This window comes from Streptomyces lomondensis (assembly GCF_014651035.1).
GTDB lineage: Bacteria > Actinomycetota > Actinomycetes > Streptomycetales > Streptomycetaceae > Streptomyces > Streptomyces lomondensis.
The window spans coordinates 183,103-198,166 of the sequence record NZ_BMWC01000008.1 but is presented as its reverse complement, the minus strand read 5'-3'; the positions used below and the strand labels follow the sequence as shown (position 1 = coordinate 198,166).

Annotated in this window: 13 protein-coding genes and 1 tRNA gene; 4 read left to right on the top strand and 10 right to left on the bottom strand. The window is 71.3% G+C overall.

All coding sequences use genetic code 11. The features are described from left to right. Positions 1-5 precede the first annotated feature (5 nt). The 3 genes from IE255_RS26000 (at position 6) to IE255_RS25990 (ending at position 1,459) form a co-directional block, all read left to right on the top strand. Positions 6-725, top strand: coding sequence for an ABC transporter permease subunit (locus tag IE255_RS26000; protein ID WP_190052789.1), 720 nt, complete (start codon positions 6-8; stop codon positions 723-725). 99 nt (positions 726-824) lie between these two features. Then, a complete protein-coding gene (locus IE255_RS25995; protein WP_190052788.1) occupies positions 825-1,079 on the top strand; it encodes an SGM_3592 family protein in 255 nt (84 codons plus the stop codon). Between the two features lie 276 nt (positions 1,080-1,355). Next, a tRNA-OTHER gene (locus IE255_RS25990) sits at positions 1,356-1,459 on the top strand. Positions 1,460-1,480: 21 nt separating this feature from the next. Here IE255_RS25990 and IE255_RS25985 read toward each other — a convergent pair. The 9 genes from IE255_RS25985 to IE255_RS25945 all read right to left on the bottom strand — a co-directional run bounded on the left by IE255_RS25985 (position 1,481) and on the right by IE255_RS25945 (position 11,276). Continuing rightward, positions 1,481-2,284, bottom strand: coding sequence for an HAD family hydrolase (locus IE255_RS25985; RefSeq protein WP_190052787.1), 804 nt, complete (start codon positions 2,282-2,284; stop codon positions 1,481-1,483). Further along, positions 2,281-3,558 (bottom strand): serine--tRNA ligase, encoded by a 1,278-nt coding sequence (serS, locus tag IE255_RS25980; RefSeq protein WP_190052786.1) that lies wholly within the window; start codon positions 3,556-3,558, stop codon positions 2,281-2,283. The genes IE255_RS25985 and serS overlap by 4 nt, the downstream gene beginning before the upstream one ends. Positions 3,559-4,077: 519 nt before the next feature. Next, positions 4,078-5,010 (bottom strand): prephenate dehydratase, encoded by a 933-nt coding sequence (gene pheA, locus IE255_RS25975; protein WP_190052785.1) that lies wholly within the window; start codon positions 5,008-5,010, stop codon positions 4,078-4,080. A 63-nt stretch (positions 5,011-5,073) separates the two neighbouring features. Continuing rightward, complete coding sequence (gene efeB, locus IE255_RS25970; RefSeq protein WP_190052784.1) at positions 5,074-6,360, bottom strand: iron uptake transporter deferrochelatase/peroxidase subunit; 1,287 nt, start codon at positions 6,358-6,360, stop codon at positions 5,074-5,076. A gap of 6 nt (positions 6,361-6,366) precedes the next feature. Beyond that, the gene (locus IE255_RS25965) at positions 6,367-8,325 is read right to left on the bottom strand and encodes a copper resistance CopC/CopD family protein (protein ID WP_190052783.1); all 1,959 of its coding nucleotides are present in this window, start codon (positions 8,323-8,325) and stop codon (positions 6,367-6,369) included. 13 nt (positions 8,326-8,338) lie between these two features. Beyond that, positions 8,339-8,824 (bottom strand): copper chaperone PCu(A)C, encoded by a 486-nt coding sequence (locus tag IE255_RS25960; RefSeq protein ID WP_190052782.1) that lies wholly within the window; start codon positions 8,822-8,824, stop codon positions 8,339-8,341. Then, the gene (locus IE255_RS25955) at positions 8,821-9,474 is read right to left on the bottom strand and encodes an SCO family protein (protein ID WP_190052781.1); all 654 of its coding nucleotides are present in this window, start codon (positions 9,472-9,474) and stop codon (positions 8,821-8,823) included. Before IE255_RS25955 ends, IE255_RS25960 begins: the two co-directional genes overlap by 4 nt. A 94-nt stretch (positions 9,475-9,568) precedes the next feature. Next, complete coding sequence (locus tag IE255_RS25950; protein WP_190052780.1) at positions 9,569-10,312, bottom strand: YcnI family copper-binding membrane protein; 744 nt, start codon at positions 10,310-10,312, stop codon at positions 9,569-9,571. Positions 10,313-10,454: 142 nt separating this feature from the next. Continuing rightward, a complete protein-coding gene (locus IE255_RS25945) occupies positions 10,455-11,276 on the bottom strand; it encodes a hypothetical protein (protein WP_190052779.1) in 822 nt (273 codons plus the stop codon). A gap of 223 nt (positions 11,277-11,499) precedes the next feature. On the opposite strand from IE255_RS25945, the gene IE255_RS25940 reads away from it, so the two are divergent. Next, positions 11,500-11,964: an ATP-binding protein gene (locus tag IE255_RS25940; RefSeq protein ID WP_190052778.1), complete on the top strand. Its 465-nt coding sequence runs from the start codon at positions 11,500-11,502 to the stop codon at positions 11,962-11,964. A gap of 81 nt (positions 11,965-12,045) precedes the next feature. Here IE255_RS25940 and IE255_RS25935 read toward each other — a convergent pair whose 3' ends face one another. Continuing rightward, the gene (locus IE255_RS25935) at positions 12,046-15,042 is read right to left on the bottom strand and encodes a glycine--tRNA ligase (RefSeq protein ID WP_190052777.1); all 2,997 of its coding nucleotides are present in this window, start codon (positions 15,040-15,042) and stop codon (positions 12,046-12,048) included. Between the last annotated feature and the right edge of the window lie 22 nt (positions 15,043-15,064).

The window sequence follows — 15,064 nt, the reverse complement described above, 5'->3', positions numbered from 1 at the left end:
CCCTGATGTACGACCCCACAGTCGCCCGGCTCACTTACCGGGCCCTGCTCGGCCGGCGCCGGGCCCTCATCCTCGGTGCCCTGCCGCTGCTGCTCATCGCCATCTCGGTGGTGGTGCGCTTCCTCGCCGGGGCGGACGACCAGACGGCGGCGGACCTGCTCGGCGGCCTCGCCCTCGCCACGATGGTGCCGATCATCGGCGTCATCGCCGGCACCGGCGCGATCGGACCGGAGATCGACGACGGCTCGGTGGTGTACCTGCTGTCCAAGCCGATCAAGCGGCCGACCATCATCTTCACCAAGCTGATCGTCGCCATCGCGGTGACGATGGTGTTCTCCGCGGTGCCGACGCTCATCGCGGGCTTCATCCTGAACGGCAACGGCCAGCAGGTCGCCGTGGCCTACACGGTGGCGGCGCTGGTCGCGTCCATCGCGTACGCGGCCCTGTTCCTGCTGCTCGGCACGGTCTCGCGGCACGCCGTGGTGTTCGGGCTCGTCTACGCCCTGGTCTGGGAGGCCCTGTTCGGCTCCCTGGTGCCGGGCGCCCGCACGCTGAGCGTCCAGCAGTGGTCGCTGGCGGTGGCTCAGAAGGTGTCCGGCGGGGATCTGGTGACCTCGGACGTGGGCCTGACCACGGCGGCGGTGCTGCTGGTGGCGGTCACGGTCCTGGCCACCTGGTACGCCGGTCAGAAGCTGCGCTCGCTCACCCTCGCCGGCGAGGAGTGACGTGCCCCGGCCTTGACGGGGGCTTCACCCCTGTCAGGGCACACTGGGCAAACGGGATGTAGGCAAACCACACGGAAGTTGGACGGCTGGGAGGCGGGAATGGCGGGCGAGAGGGCTCAGTACGACGACCGCGGGCAGTCGGGATCCGGGTCCGGGGAGGACGCCTGGGACGACCTCGTCCTGGACGAGGACTTCATACGCTCCGCCGAGACCTCCGAGCCGTCCGCCCGTGCCCGGATGCTCGCCGAGCGCTGGCGCCGCGAGGAGCCCGAGCCACAGCCCTGGCGCTCCGACGAGCCGCCCGCGGGCTGGTTCTTCAGCAAGGCCCGCAGACGCAGGTGGCGCAGGCGCTGACACTGCGGCAGGCGCCCCGATTTATTCAGTGGCGTCCAATTCGCCCGGCAGGCAGAGTGGTTGTCGTCACCGCCGGGTTCATCGATCCGGCGCCACGTTCTGGGAGAGGAGCGGGACGATGTCCATGCACGGCAGTACGTCCAGCTCCCTTCAGGGCAGCCCGCGGCGGGTTCCGGAGTAGTCGCTACCCCTCCGTCGAACCCGCCTCGTACGGGGAGCTGCCCGGGGCGGCCGCTTCGAGCACGCGAATCGCACATCGCGTGAGGCCGCCCACCCGGAGGATTGGCCGAGCGGTAAGGCACTGGCTTGCACTGTGTTCGATCACATGCAGCCATGGTCGGGCTGAAAAGCCCGCGCACGTTCGATCCGTGCATCCTCCGCCGCACACGCGCTACGCAGGCTCAGCCCAGCAACCGCTCCAGCACCACCGCGATCCCGTCCTCCTCGTTGGAGGACGTCACCTCGTCGGCCACCGCCTTCAGTTCCTCGTGGGCGTCCGCCATGGCGACGCCGTAGGAGGACCAGGCGAACATCGGTATGTCGTTGGGCATGTCCCCGAAGGCGATCGTGTCCGCCGCCTTCATCTTGAGCCGGCGGGCCGCCAGGGACAGACCGGTCGCCTTGGACAGGCCGAGGGGGAGCAGTTCGACGATGCCCGCGCCCGCCATGGTGACGGTGACGAAACCACCCGCCGTGCGCGTGGCCACCTCGCACAGCTCGTCGTCGCTCAGCGTCGGGTGCTGGATGTACAGCTTGTTCAGGGGCGCGGTCCACAGGTCCGACGCGTCCGTGAAGGGGGTCGCGGGCAGGTTGCCGTGCGCCGCGTAGCCGGGACCCACCAGCACCTCGCCGTCCAGGCCGTCGCGGCTCGCCGCCAGGTACAGCGGGCCGACCTCCGCCTCGATCTTGGCCAGCGCCAGCCCGGCGAGCTGCCGGTCCAGCGTGACCGACGTCAGCAGGCGGCGCGCGCCGGCGTCGTACACCTGCGCGCCCTGACCGCAGACGGCCAGCCCCTCGTAGCCGAGGTCGTCGAGGATGTGCCGGGTCCAGGGGACCGCGCGGCCGGTGACGACGATGTGCGCGGCGCCCGCCGCGGTGGCCGCGGCGAGCGCGTCACGGGTGCGCTGCGAGACCGACTCGTCGGAGCGCAGGAGCGTTCCGTCGAGGTCGGTGGCGATCAGTCGGTAGGGGAAACCGGCGCTCACTTGGCGACCGGCTCCAGCACCTCACGCCCGCCGAGGTACGGCCGCAGCACCTCGGGCACGCGCACCGAGCCGTCGGCCTGCTGGTGGTTCTCCAGGATCGCCACGATCGTGCGCGGTACGGCGCACAGCGTGCCGTTGAGCGTGGCCAGCGGGCGGACCTGCTTGCCGTCGCGGACGCGGATCGACAGGCGGCGGGACTGGAACTCCGTGCAGTCCGAGGTGGAGGTCAGCTCGCGGTACTTGCCCTGCGTCGGGATCCACGCCTCGCAGTCGAACTTGCGGGAGGCCGAGGAGCCCAGGTCGGCGCTCGCCACGTCGATCACGCGGTACGGCAGCTCCAGCGAGGTCAGCCACTGCTTCTCCCACTCCAGCAGGCGCTGGTGCTCGGCCTGCGAGTCCTCGGGAGTGACGTAGGAGAACATCTCGACCTTGTCGAACTGGTGCACGCGGAAGATGCCCCGGGTGTCCTTGCCGTGCGAGCCGGCCTCGCGGCGGAAGCAGGGCGAGAAGCCCGCGTAGCGCAGGGGGAGGCGGTCGGCGTCGATGATCTCGTCCATGTGGTACGCCGCGAGCGGCACCTCGGACGTGCCGACCAGGTACAGGTCGTCGTTGGCGAGGTGGTAGACGTCCTGGGCGGCCTGGCCGAGGAAGCCCGTGCCCGCCATGGACTGGGGACGGACCAGCGCGGGGGTCAGCATCGGCGTGAAGCCGGCTGCCGTGGCCTGCGCGATCGCGGCGTTGACGAGCGCAAGCTCCAGGAGGGCGCCCACACCGGTGAGGAAGTAGAAGCGCGAGCCGGAGACCTTGGCGCCGCGCTCGACGTCGATCGCGCCGAGGATCTGGCCGAGCTCCAGGTGGTCCTTGGGATCGAAGCCCTCGGCGGCGAAGTCCCGGATCGTGCCGTGCGTCTCCAGCGTGACGAAGTCCTCCTCGCCGCCCACGGGCACGTCCGGGTGGACGAGGTTGCCGAGGCGGAGCAGCAGCTCCTGGGTCTCGGCGGCGGCCGCGTCGCGGTCCGCGTCGGCGGCCTTGACGTCGGCGGCGAGCTGGCTCGCCTTCTTCAGCAGCTCGGCCTTCTCGTCCCCGCTCGCCTTGGGGATGAGCTTGCCGAGCGCCTTCTGCTCGGCGCGGAGCTCGTCGAAGCGGACGCCGGACGACCTGCGCCGCTCGTCGGCAGACAGGAGGGAGTCGACGAGCGCGACGTCCTCTCCACGGGCGCGCTGCGACGCGCGCACACGGTCGGGGTCCTCACGGAGCAGGCGAAGGTCAATCACGCGCTCAAGGCTACCGGTGTGGGATGACAGCCCACGACTCACTATTCCTGTCGCGCCTTACGTACCGTTATGGGGGAATTGCGCGCAGTGTCAATAATGGGGATACCTCTCCCCGTAACGAGGCATCCGGCGGGCGTCGCATTGACTCGAATCCCTTGTGGGGAGCGGGACTTGGGATTCGGTTGTCCACAGGAATCCACACCCGCCGAAGAGTTATCCACAGGCTGTGTGGAAGATCTGTGGACTTCGGAATTGATCACTCCGGAAGGCGGTGCCGACCCTGAGAATCCCCGTCGCAAACCCCCTCTACCCTCACTTTCGAGTGGAAACGGGTCACCCTAAAGAGTTACGCAAGGGGAAACGGTGGACGAAGGGTGACCTGCCCGTCGATGGACGCATCAGGGGCCTGTAGGGCGATTTGTCGACTGAGTCGCGCTTCGTTGTCGACTTGTCCCCAGGTCGAGAAGCGGACCTGTGGATAACTTCTGTGGATAACGACGATCAGCAGGTACGACCGGCCTAGAAGCGGCCGTCCTGGCACCGCGCGACCCAGTCCGCCGCCGCCACGAACTCCTCGTCGGACGTCCCCAGTCGCGGCTGCCGCACGTCCGCCGGTTGCGCGTCGGCGCGCGGATAGGAGCCGAGGTAGCGCACCTGGAGGCAGATCCGCTTCAGGCCCATCAGGGCTTCCGCCACCCGGCGGTCGGAGATGTGGCCCTCGGCGTCGACGCAGAAGCAGTAGTTGCCGATGCCCGCGCCGGTGGGCCGGGACTGGAGCAGCATCAGGTTGATGCCGCGGGTGGCGAACTCGCCCAGCAGGTCGCGCAGGCCGCCGGGATGGTCGTCGCGCTGCCACAGCACGACGGAGGTCTTGTCCGCGCCGGTCGGCGCTGCGGGCCGGGCGGGCCGGCCGACCAGCACGAACCGCGTCTGGGCGTTCTCCGCGTCGTGGATCCCGGTCTCCAGGGCCTCCAGGCCGTAGCGGGCGGCGGCGAACTCACCGGCGAAGGCGGCGTCGTACTGGCCCTCCTGCACCAGCCGGGCGGCGTCCGCGTTCGAGGCGGCCGACTCCCAGTGCGCGTCCGGGAGGTGCTTCTTCAGCCAGTTGCGCACCTGCGGCTGCGCGGCCGGGTGGGCGGAGACCGTCTTGATGTCCGACAGCTCGGTGCCGGGCCTGACGAGCAGCGCGAAGGTGATCGACAGCAGCACCTCGCGGTAGATCATCAGCGGGGCCCCGGCGACCAGCTCGTCGAGGGTGGTGGTGATGCCGCCCTCGACGGAGTTCTCGATCGGCACGAACGCGGCCTCGGCCTCGCCGGCGCGTACCGCGTCGAGTGCGGACTGGACGGACACGTACGGGATGAGTTCCCGGGTGGCGGCCTCGGGAAGCGTGCGCAGGGCGACTTCGGTGAAGGTGCCCTCGGGGCCGAGATACGCATAGCTCGCTGGCATGACCCTCACCCTAGTGGGCTCGCGGAAGCGCTATCCCCCACAAGCCCGTACACAGGCGGACTCTCACCCCTCCAGCAACTTCTGCCCCACATACGCGCCCTGCGCGGCCCCGCCCGGCACCGCGAACAGCCCGCTCGACTCGTGCCGGATGAACGGCGACAGGGCGTCGCCGCGGTCGAGCTTGCGCTGCACCGGGACGAAGCCGCGCAGCGGATCGGCCTGCCAGCAGATGAAGAGCAGGCCCGCGTCGGGCACCCCGTCGGCGTCGACGCCGTCGTGGAAGGAGAACGGGCGGCGGAGCATCGCCGCGCCGCCGTTCTGGTCGGGCCGGGTGATGCGGGCGTGGGCGTTGATCGGGACGACGAGGTTGCCCTTGGCGTCCGTCTTCTCCAGGTCCATCGCGGTCGTCTCGGTGCCCCCGGACAGCGCCGCCCCGTCGGACTTGCGGCGCCCGATGACGTCCTCCTGCGCCTTGACGGAGAGCTTCTCCCAGTCGTCGAGGAGCATGCGGATCCGGCGTACGACGGCGTAGGAGCCGTTCGCCATCCAGGCCGGCTCGCCCTTCTCCGGCACAAAGATCCGCTGGTCGAAGTCGGGCTCGCTCGGTTTGGGGTTGCGGGTACCGTCGATCTGGCCCATCAGGTTGCGGGCCGTCATGGGGTGGGCGGTGGCGCCCGGCGAGCGGTTGAAGCCGTTCATCTGCCACCGCACCCTGGCGGCCTGGCCCGCGTCCTTCTGGATCGCGCGCAGGGCGTGGAAGGCGACCAGGGCGTCGTTGGCGCCGATCTGCACCCACAGGTCGCCGTTGCTGCGGTTCTTGTCGAGATGGTCGGAGGAGAACTCGGGCAGCGGGTCGAGGGCGACCGGACGCTGCTTCTCCAGGCCTGTCCTGGCGAAGAAGCTGTGGCCGAAGCCGAAGGTGACCGTCAGCGACGAGGGCCCGGCGTCGCGGGCCACGTCGGTGTCGCCGTGCGCGCTCGGCTCGCCCGCCATCAGCCGCCGGGCCGTCTCCGACCAACGGCGGAGCAGGGCGGCGGCTTCCTTGCGGCCTGCGCCCGCGGCCAGGTCGAAGGCGATGAGATGGCCGCGGGCCTGGAGGCCCTCGGTGATGCCGGGCTGATGTTTCCCGTGAAACATCGCCCGGTCGGTGCCGAGCGAGGTGAGCGGAGCGGTGGCCTCGGAGGGGGCGGCGGCGTATCCCACGGCCGCTCCCGCCGTGCCGAGTACGAGCCCGGTGGCGCCGGCGGTGCCGAGCAGCCGCCGGCGCGAGAGGCCCTGGGAGGAGGCCGCTTCCGTCTCCCCCGGGACGGTGTCGGGGGTACGGGCCTCCGGAATGGACTGGTCAGGCATGGTCGTTCAGCCGATCTGCGCGTTCTTGGAAACGGTCACCTCGTCGATGTCGGAGGTCCGCACGGTCACGTCGACCTCCCAGTCGCCGGACATGGGGATCTGCACTCCGTTCGCCGACCAGTGTCCGGTAGCGATGTGGTCGGGGACGACGGGCAGGGGCCCGATGTCCTTGGCTTTCAGGGTGAACTCGACCTTCACCTCGGGGATGTCGAAGGCGCGGCCGTTGGGCCGCTCCACGTAGACGTGCATCTCGTTGTCGCCCACGCGCGCGGGGTCGAGGTCGACCGTGACGATGCCCTTGCCGTCCTTGCCGCCGGTGTCGAACGGCATGTTCAGGGTCAGCGCCCCGGACGCGCCCGCGTCGGCGGATGCGGCGGCCGAGGTGGCCGCCTTGGCCTCCTGCTCCGTGCGTCCCGGCTCGGTCTGCGTCAGCACGGTGGTGACGGCGAGCAGGACGACGGCGATACCGGCCTCGGCCAGCACGGAGCGGCGCAGGCCGAAGCGGTTCGGGTCGGCGTCCCGCAGCCGCTTCTGCCGGGCGGCGTCCCGAGCGGCCTGCTGCCGGGCGAGCTGGGCGGCGCGTTCGGCGTCGGCGGGGGCGATGACACCCTGCTCGTGCTGCTCGTCGGCAGGCTCGGAGGCGTGCTGTGCGTCGGCAGGTGCATCGGCGGTGGTGTCGGAGCCACCGGTCCCCACCCTCGCCCTCTCCCGCTCCGCCGGTACTGGCGCAGCCGTCCCCGCCAGCCGTCCCGTCCACCGCCGAGAGATCCAGGCGACGCCCACCATGACGGCCACAAGGGCGATCTTGGCCAGCAGGAGCTGGCCGTACCGGGTGTCGGTGAAGGCCGACCAAGAGCCGAGCTGGCGCCAGGACTGGTACGTGCCGGTCGCGATCAGCGCGAGCACGCTGCCGAAGGCGACGCGGGAGAAGCGGTGGACGGCCGACGCGTCGACGGGCGCGTCGGCGGGTGCGCGGTACAGGGCGACCAGCAGCGCGCCCAGTCCGCCCAGCCAGGCCGCGACGGCCAGCAGGTGGAGCACGTCCACCGGCATGGCGATGCCCGCCTGGAGTCCGACCGAGGCGTGCTCGGACATCGCCCAGCTCGCGGCGATCCCGGCCGCCACGACGACACCGCCGATGGCGAGGCCGAAGGTCAGGTCGCGCTTCTCCTGGGGGTCGTCCCGCTTGTCGTAGGCCCCGAACAGCACGGCGATGAACAGTGCCGCCGCGGCGAGCAGCAGCAGCCGGGATACCAGGGCGGCGCCGGTCTTGGTCTGGAGCACCTGCCCGAGCAGGGACAGGTCGAAGACGTCGGCGACCTTCCCGGAGCCGGTGAAGGAGCCGCGCAGGAGCAGCAGGGCGAGGGTCGCGGCGGTGAGCGCGAGCCACCCGGAGACGACGAACCGCTGCACCGGGCGTACCCCGGAGCCGCGCGGCCAGCAGGCGAGCACGAAGGCGGCGCCGCCGGCCATCACGATGAACCCGGCGTAGGACACGTACCGCCCGAAGCCGTAGAGCCAGCCGACGACGCCGTCGTCGGTCCCCTGCCCGGAGACTGTCACGGACGTCTTGGAGGGGGCGCCGATGGAGAAGGTGTAGGCGCCGGCGACGGGGTGGCTGTCGGCCGACACGACCTGGTAGGCCACCGTGTAGGTGCCGTCGGGCAGCCCGGACCGGAGCCGCACGGCGTACGTCGTGCCGCTGACGTCGGACGGCTTGCCCGTGTCGACGCGCTTGCCCTCGGGGTCGAGCACGCGCAGCGAGTCGTCGGACATCGCGACCTGCTCGGAGAAGGTGAGCGTGATCCGGGCCGGGGCCTTGTCGACCACCGCCCCCTGACCGGGGTCGCTGCCGGTGACCGCGGCGTGCGCGGAGGCCGGGCCGGCTCCGGCGAGGAGTGCGCAGGCCGCGGCCAGGAGCAGCAGCACCAGGGCCCGGACGCGGGGGGCGATGGTCGGCGTCACAGTGGTCCCTCCCTCAGTGTCCGGTCTTCGGGGTGTAGGTAGCCGGCTTCACAGGCATCTCGACCTTGACGGGGCCGGAGCGGGCGAAGTGCAGCTCGACCGAGACGGTCTGGCCTTCCTTCGGCTTGCGCTTCAGCTGCTCGAACATCAGGTGGTCGCCGCCGCTCTTCAGGATCAGTTCGCCGTGGGCGGGGACCTTCAGGCTCTCGACCTCCCGCATGGCTCCGCCGGTGGTCTCGTGCACGGTGACCTGCCCGGCGATGTCGCTGGTGACGGAGGTCAGTTCGTCTGCGGTACCGCCCTTGTTGGTGACGGTGAGGAAGCCGGCCGCCATCTCGTCGGAGACCGGTTGCGGCATGTAGGCGGAGCCGACGGAGAGTTCCGCCTTGCCGCCCCCGGAACCGGAGCCGCTGCCGCTCCCCGAGTCCGAGCCGCCGCAGCCCGCCAGGGCCAGCGCCCCGGCTATGACGAGGGCCGCCGGGCCGAGTCGCCGGCTCACGGGTTCTCCCCCTTGACGATCTTGGGGAGGTCCTTGGTGTAGTCGTCGACGGTGGCGTCCTCGCCGTAGAGCACATAGCCGCCGTCGGTCTTCGGCGAGAACGCGATGACCTGGGTGCCGTGCTCGGAGACGATCTTGCCGTTCTTGTCCTTGTGCGGCGGATCGATGGAGATGCCGAGGGTGCGGGCGCCGGCCTGGATGGTCGCGAAGTCGCCGGTGAGGCCGATGAACTCGGGGTCGATGCCCTTGAGCCACTTGCCGAGCTCGGCCGAGGTGTCGCGCTGGGGGTCGGTGGTGACGAACACCACGCGCAGGTCCTCCTGCTCGGCCTTGGGCAGCTGCTTCTTGGCGACGGCGAGGTTGTTCATCGTCAGCGGGCACACGTCCGGGCAGTGGGTGTAGCCGAAGTAGATCAGCGTGGGCTTGCCCTCGGTCTCCTTGCGGAGGTCGTACTTCTTGCCCTGCGTGTCGGTGAGGACCAGGTCCGGCTTCTCGAACGGCTTGTCGAGGACGGTGGCGGCCTTGTCGGAGCCGGCCTCCTCCGACACCACGGCGACGGGCTTGTCGCCGGCGTCGCCGCTGCCGCAGGCGGTCAGGGTCAGGGAGGCGGCGGCGAGCAGGGCAGCCGCGGCGAAAGTCTTGGTGCGCATAGAAAAATGTCCCAGATGTCGGTAACCCGGCGCGCACCGGGGTGCCCCCGCCCGGGGGCGGGGACCCGGCACGCGCCGTGCAACGGAAGCGGCCTCAGGCGTCGGCGCGCCGGCGCCCGGCGAGCACGCCGTAGGCGACGCCCGCCGCGCCGATCACGATGCCGACGACGCCCAGGACGCGGGCGGTGGTGTCGGTGGTGTCGGAGGAGGCGGAGTCGGAGGCGGTGCTGTCGGCGGAGGCCTTCTCGGCCGACCCGCTGTCGGAGTCCTCGCCGGCCGACGAGGTGTGGTGCCCGTCCTCGGAGGCGGCGGACAGCTCCAGCACCGGGGCCGGGTTGTCGGGCTCCTCCTGGCCCTTCTGCGGCACCTCGATCCAGCGGACGACCTCCTTGTTGGAGTACGTCTGGAGGGCCTTGAAGACCAGCTGGTCGGCGTCCTCGGGCAGCTGGCCGATGGAGACCGGGAACTTCTCGAAGTAGCCGGGCTCGATGCCCTTGCCGTCGGCGGTCCAGGTGACTTTGGTGACGGCCTCGGAGATCTTCTCGCCGTGCATCTCCAGCGGCTTGTCCAGCTTCGACTTGGTGATCTCGATCTTCCAGCCCGGCATCGGCTCCGGCATGACGGAGGCCAGCGGGTGGTCGGTCGGGAAGGTGACCTCGAGCTTCGTGGTCGAGGCGTTGTCGCGCTCGTTGGGGACCTTGAAGTCCACGACCGCGTAGCCGCCCTTGGCGGCCGTGCCCTCGGGCTGCACGGTGACGTGCGCGAAGGCGGGGGCGGACAGGGCGAGGACGGTGACACCGGCGGCGGCACCGGCCGCGGCGATACGGGAAGCCTTCATGGAAGGAGCACTCCGCTGTGAGTCGGTCGGAAAGGGCAGAGGGATGCGCGCACGCGCGCGTGCCGCACGACGGCGGCCCCTCATCCGACCCATACGGAAACCCAGGAGGTGTCCGCGGAAACGGAATGGTGGTCGCGTCGCGTCAGGCGGCGAGGGCGAATGCGGCTGCGGGAACCGTGACGGCCGGCGGACCGCGCCGGATCACCGTGTGCTGGAGTGCGTCGGTGCGGGGCATCTCGGGCGCGGGCCGCACGGTGTGCGCGGGGCGCTGAGGTGCCTCCGGCGTTCCCGGGAGACCGGCGCGCAGCGCCCGCACCAGCGCGAGCGCGGCCCGCAGGGAGCGTACGAGCGCCCCTTCGGCGACTCCCTGCGCCGACAGTTCGGTCAGCCGCAGCAGGGCCAGGTCGCCGTGGCGCAGCAGCCAGCCCGCGGCGATCGCCGCCAGGATGTGGCCGAGCAGCATCGGCAGGGACGGCCACAGCGAGGCCGAGGCCCCCGGCGCGGCGTCCGAGGGCAGATGCGTGTGCGCCCCCGTGACCGGCTGGATCCGGGCGTCGGTGAGGATCTTGTGGGCCTGCGCCGGGCTGATCGCCGCCGCCGTCGTACCGCATACGAACCGCGCGGCCTGCTGGACCAGCGCCGCGTCGCTCAGGCCCGTCGGTGCCGAGGACGTGACGGCGGCCGTGCCGTGCTGGCCGAGGCCGAACAGCGTGTGCAGCACCGTCTGGCCGATCGCGAGCAGTGCCGTGATCCCCGGCAGTGAGCGGACGCGTCCGGCGAGCGGGGCCGCCACCGCGGCCGCTCCGAGGAACCCGGCGCCCAGCGTCCACAGCGGAATACCGTCGCAGGAGGCGAGCGCGTGACCTGCCCCGGCCAGCACGACGCAGACCGCGGCGAACACCGCGGCCCGCAGAATCCGGAGCGTGTGTCCGGAGCGCGTCGCGCGCGCGTGGGGGGCAGTCATGGCGGGCTCATCATCGCACTGGCCCCGCATGCCTCGTGTGGCAGGTCCGCAAGATGCCGTACGACCGGAACGTCACCCTCTGGCCCCGCCCGTCCCTCGCATACACGGATCAGTACCAGCGCGCATCCGCCGTATGGGCGGCATCACGTCAACTTCACGCTTACATGCGGGGACTCAGGGCAATACGTAACGGTATGTCGAGCCGCGGCCAGGAGGCTGGAGCATGAGCATCTGGTGGTCACTCCATCTGCGGCGCGAAGCTGCGAGCGTGCCGCTCGCCCGGCGCCTTCTGATCGGCACGATGGAAACCGCGGGCGTCGACCCGGACATCTCCTACGACCTCTCCGTCGCCCTCAGCGAGGCCTGCGCGAACGCCGTGGAGCACGGCGGGGACACGGGGCGCGGCCCCGGTTCGGAGGCGTACCGGGTCACGGCGTACCTCGACGGCGAGAAATGCCGGATCGAGGTCGCCGACGCGGGCCCGGGGTTCCCCGGGTCCTCCGCCGGCCGGTCCCGCCCGCAGATCCGCCCCGCGCACTCCGACGCGGAGCATGGCAGAGGGCTGTGCCTCATCGAGGAGCTCGCCGACCACGTCCACATCGGCAACAAGCCGGGCCGGGGCGGGGCCGTGGTGAGCTTCGACAAGGTCCTGAAGTGGCGTGAGGACGCCCCACTGATGACGGTCTGAGTCCCACCGGCGGCGCGGTGTTTCACGTGAAACACCGCTCGTGAAACACCGCCCGTGCCACACCGCCCGTGAACGCCCGCGCTACAGCGCACCCCAGTCCAGCGTCGTCCGCGCCAGCCCCGCCACCTCCGTCAGCAGCGCCAGCCGCGCCGCACGGACCGCCGGGTCGGGGTCCATCACCAGCACCTCGTCGAAGAAGCCGCCGATCGCGTCGACCAGCGGGGCGGAGACCTCGACCAGCGCGTCGAGGTCGTCCTCGCGGCCGTGCAGGGCCTGGCGTACGGCGTCCGCGCTCTCGGCCAGACGCAGCTCGGCGGGCGCGGTCAGCAGGGACAGATCCGCATCGGCCGCAGCAGCGTCCTCGGGCAGGATGCGTACCACCCTCTGGAGCGCCGCGGTGAGCGCCTCGAACGCCTCGCTGCCGATGTGCCGCTCCAGCGCGGCCAGCGTGCGATCGCCCTGGGCGGGCCGGTCGGCCCACACCAGGACGGCCTGCACCAGCCGATGCTCGTGCCCGGCGTCCGTGAGCTGCTGCTCGTACCGCCGGGTGATCAGCTCGGCGGCCTCAGCGACCCGCTCCTTGGGCACCTCGACGCCCTGCGCGGCGTATCGTACGGCCGCCGCGCGCAGCCCGTCGCCCACCCGGACACCCGCCACGGCGGGCACGCTCCTCAGCACGTTGAGCAGGCCGATCGCGGCCCGCCGCACCCCGTACGGATCGGAGCTCCCGGTCGGCGCGGCCCCGATCAGGAACATGCCCGTCACCAGGTCGAACCGGTCGGCGAGCGACAGCACGGCACCGGCGTCACCGGCGGGCAGGTCGCCGCCGGCGGAGCGCGGCAGCTCCATCTCCGCCAGGGCCCGGGCGACGTCGGCGGACTCGCCGGCCCGGCGGGCGTACTCCTCGGCCATCACCCCGGCCAGCCCGGAGAACTCGATCACCATCTGCGAGGCCAGGTCGAACTTCGCCAGCGCACCGGCGCGGCGCACGACCTCCACCGTCTCCTCCGGGAGCCCGGCCCGCCCGGCGAGGTTCAGGGCGAGGGCGGCGATGCGCTCGGCGCGGTCGGCGACCGTGCCGAGCCGGTCCTCGAAGGTCAGCTTGTCCAGCCGCCGCCGGAACTCCTCCGGCGCCACCTTCAGATCCGCCCGCCAGAAGAACGCGGCGTCCTCGTAACGGGCGCGCAGCACCGCCTCGTTGCCCGCCCGCACCACGTCGTCGTCGCACAGGGCGTTGGCGAAGGTGACGAAGTACGGCATGAGGCGCTCGCCGTCCAGCACGGGCAGATAGCGCTGGTGCTTGCGCATCACGGTGGTCAGGACGCTCGCGGGCAGTTCGAGGTAGCGCTCGTCGAACGACCCCCGCACGGCGTACGGGAACTCCAGGATGTCGGTGATCTCGTCGATCAGCCCGGCCTGGCCCGCCACGTCGATCCGCCCGCCCACCTCGGCCGCCGCCTCCAGGGCACCGCGTACCACCGCGCCCCGCCGGGCCTCCCGGTCGAGCAGGATGCCGTGCATGTGCAGGAAGTGCGGGTAGCCCTCGGCGGAGGTGACCCGGACCTCCGGATAGGGGGCCTGGCGCTGCACCCGGGTGGTGTCACCGGCGGCGAGGGAGGAGACGACCACGGGCAGGGGAGTACGGCCCAGCAGCGCGAGCAGCCAGCGCACGGGACGGGAGAACGACAGCCCCGGGTCACTCCACCGCATGTTCCGCCCGGCCCGCAGCCCGGACACGACCTCCGCCAGCAGCTCGCTGAGCACCTCGACGGCCGGACGCCCCGGCTCGTGCCGGGTGACCGACACGTACTCCACACCCTTGACCTCGACGACCCGCACGTCCGCAGGCTCGGCGCCCTGACTGCGGGCGAAGCCCAGCAGCGCGGGAGTGGGAGCGCCGTCCTTGTAGGCGGCGGCGACCTTGGGCCCGCGCACGGTCCGCATGGTGTCCCGCTCGCGCGGCTGCACGCCCTCGACCGTGATCACGATCCGGCGCGGTGTGGCCATCACGGTGATCGCGCCGTGCCCGAGCCGGGTCTCGGCCAGCTTGGCGGTGACCGACTCGCGCACCGCCTCGGTGGTGGCGGGGACGTCGGCGTACGGCAGTTCCTCCACACCGATCTCGAACAGCAGCGTCTCGACGCTGGGCACCTTGGGCAGCGTGGCCCGTACGGCCGGAGCCGGCGCGGCCGCGACCCCGAGCGGATGCTCCAGCGCGGCCCTCCGCCGCTCCCACAGCTTCGCGCACTCGTGCGTCAGCCCGCGCATCAGCGAGAACGCCTTGGCCCGCTCGGTGGTGCTGATCGCACCGCGCGCGTCGAGCACGTTGAAGGTGTGGCTGCACTTGAGGACGTACGTGTACGCCGGGACCGGCAGCTCCAGGTCGAGCAGGCGCCGGGCCTCGCCCGCGTACGACTCGAACAGCCGGTGGTTGGTGTCGATGTCGGCGTCGTCGAGGTAGTAGCGGCTCATCTCGTACTCGTTCTGCCCGAACACCTCGCCGTACGTGATGCCCGGCGCGTACGCGATGTCCTTGAAGTGCGAGACGCCCTGAAGGTTCATCAGGATGCGTTCGAGGCCGTACGTGATCTCCACCGACACCGGGTCCAGGGCGACGCCGCCGACCTGCTGGAAGTAGGTGAACTGGGTGATCTCCATGCCGTCCAGCCAGACCTCCCAGCCCAGCCCCCAGGCGCCGAGCGCGGGCGAGGCCCAGTTGTCCTCGACGAACCGCACGTCGTGCGCGTTCAGATCGACGCCGAGCGCGCGGAGGCTGCCCAGGTACAGCTCCTGCGGATTGCCCGGGTCGGGCTTGAGGATGACCTGGAACTGGGTGTGGGTCTGGAGCCGGTTGGGGTTCTCGCCGTAGCGCGAGTCGTCCGGCCGCACGCTCGGCTCGACGTAGGCGACGCTCCACGGCTCGGGGCCGAGCACCCGCAGCGCCGTGGCCGGGTTGGCCGTACCGGCTCCGACCTCGGTGTTCAACGGCTGCGTGATCATGCAGCCGTTGTCGCTCCAGTACTTCTGCAGGGTGAGGATGGCGTCCTGCATGGTCAGTGCCGTCTGAGCGTTCTTCATGATGATCGCGCCTGTTTTCCGA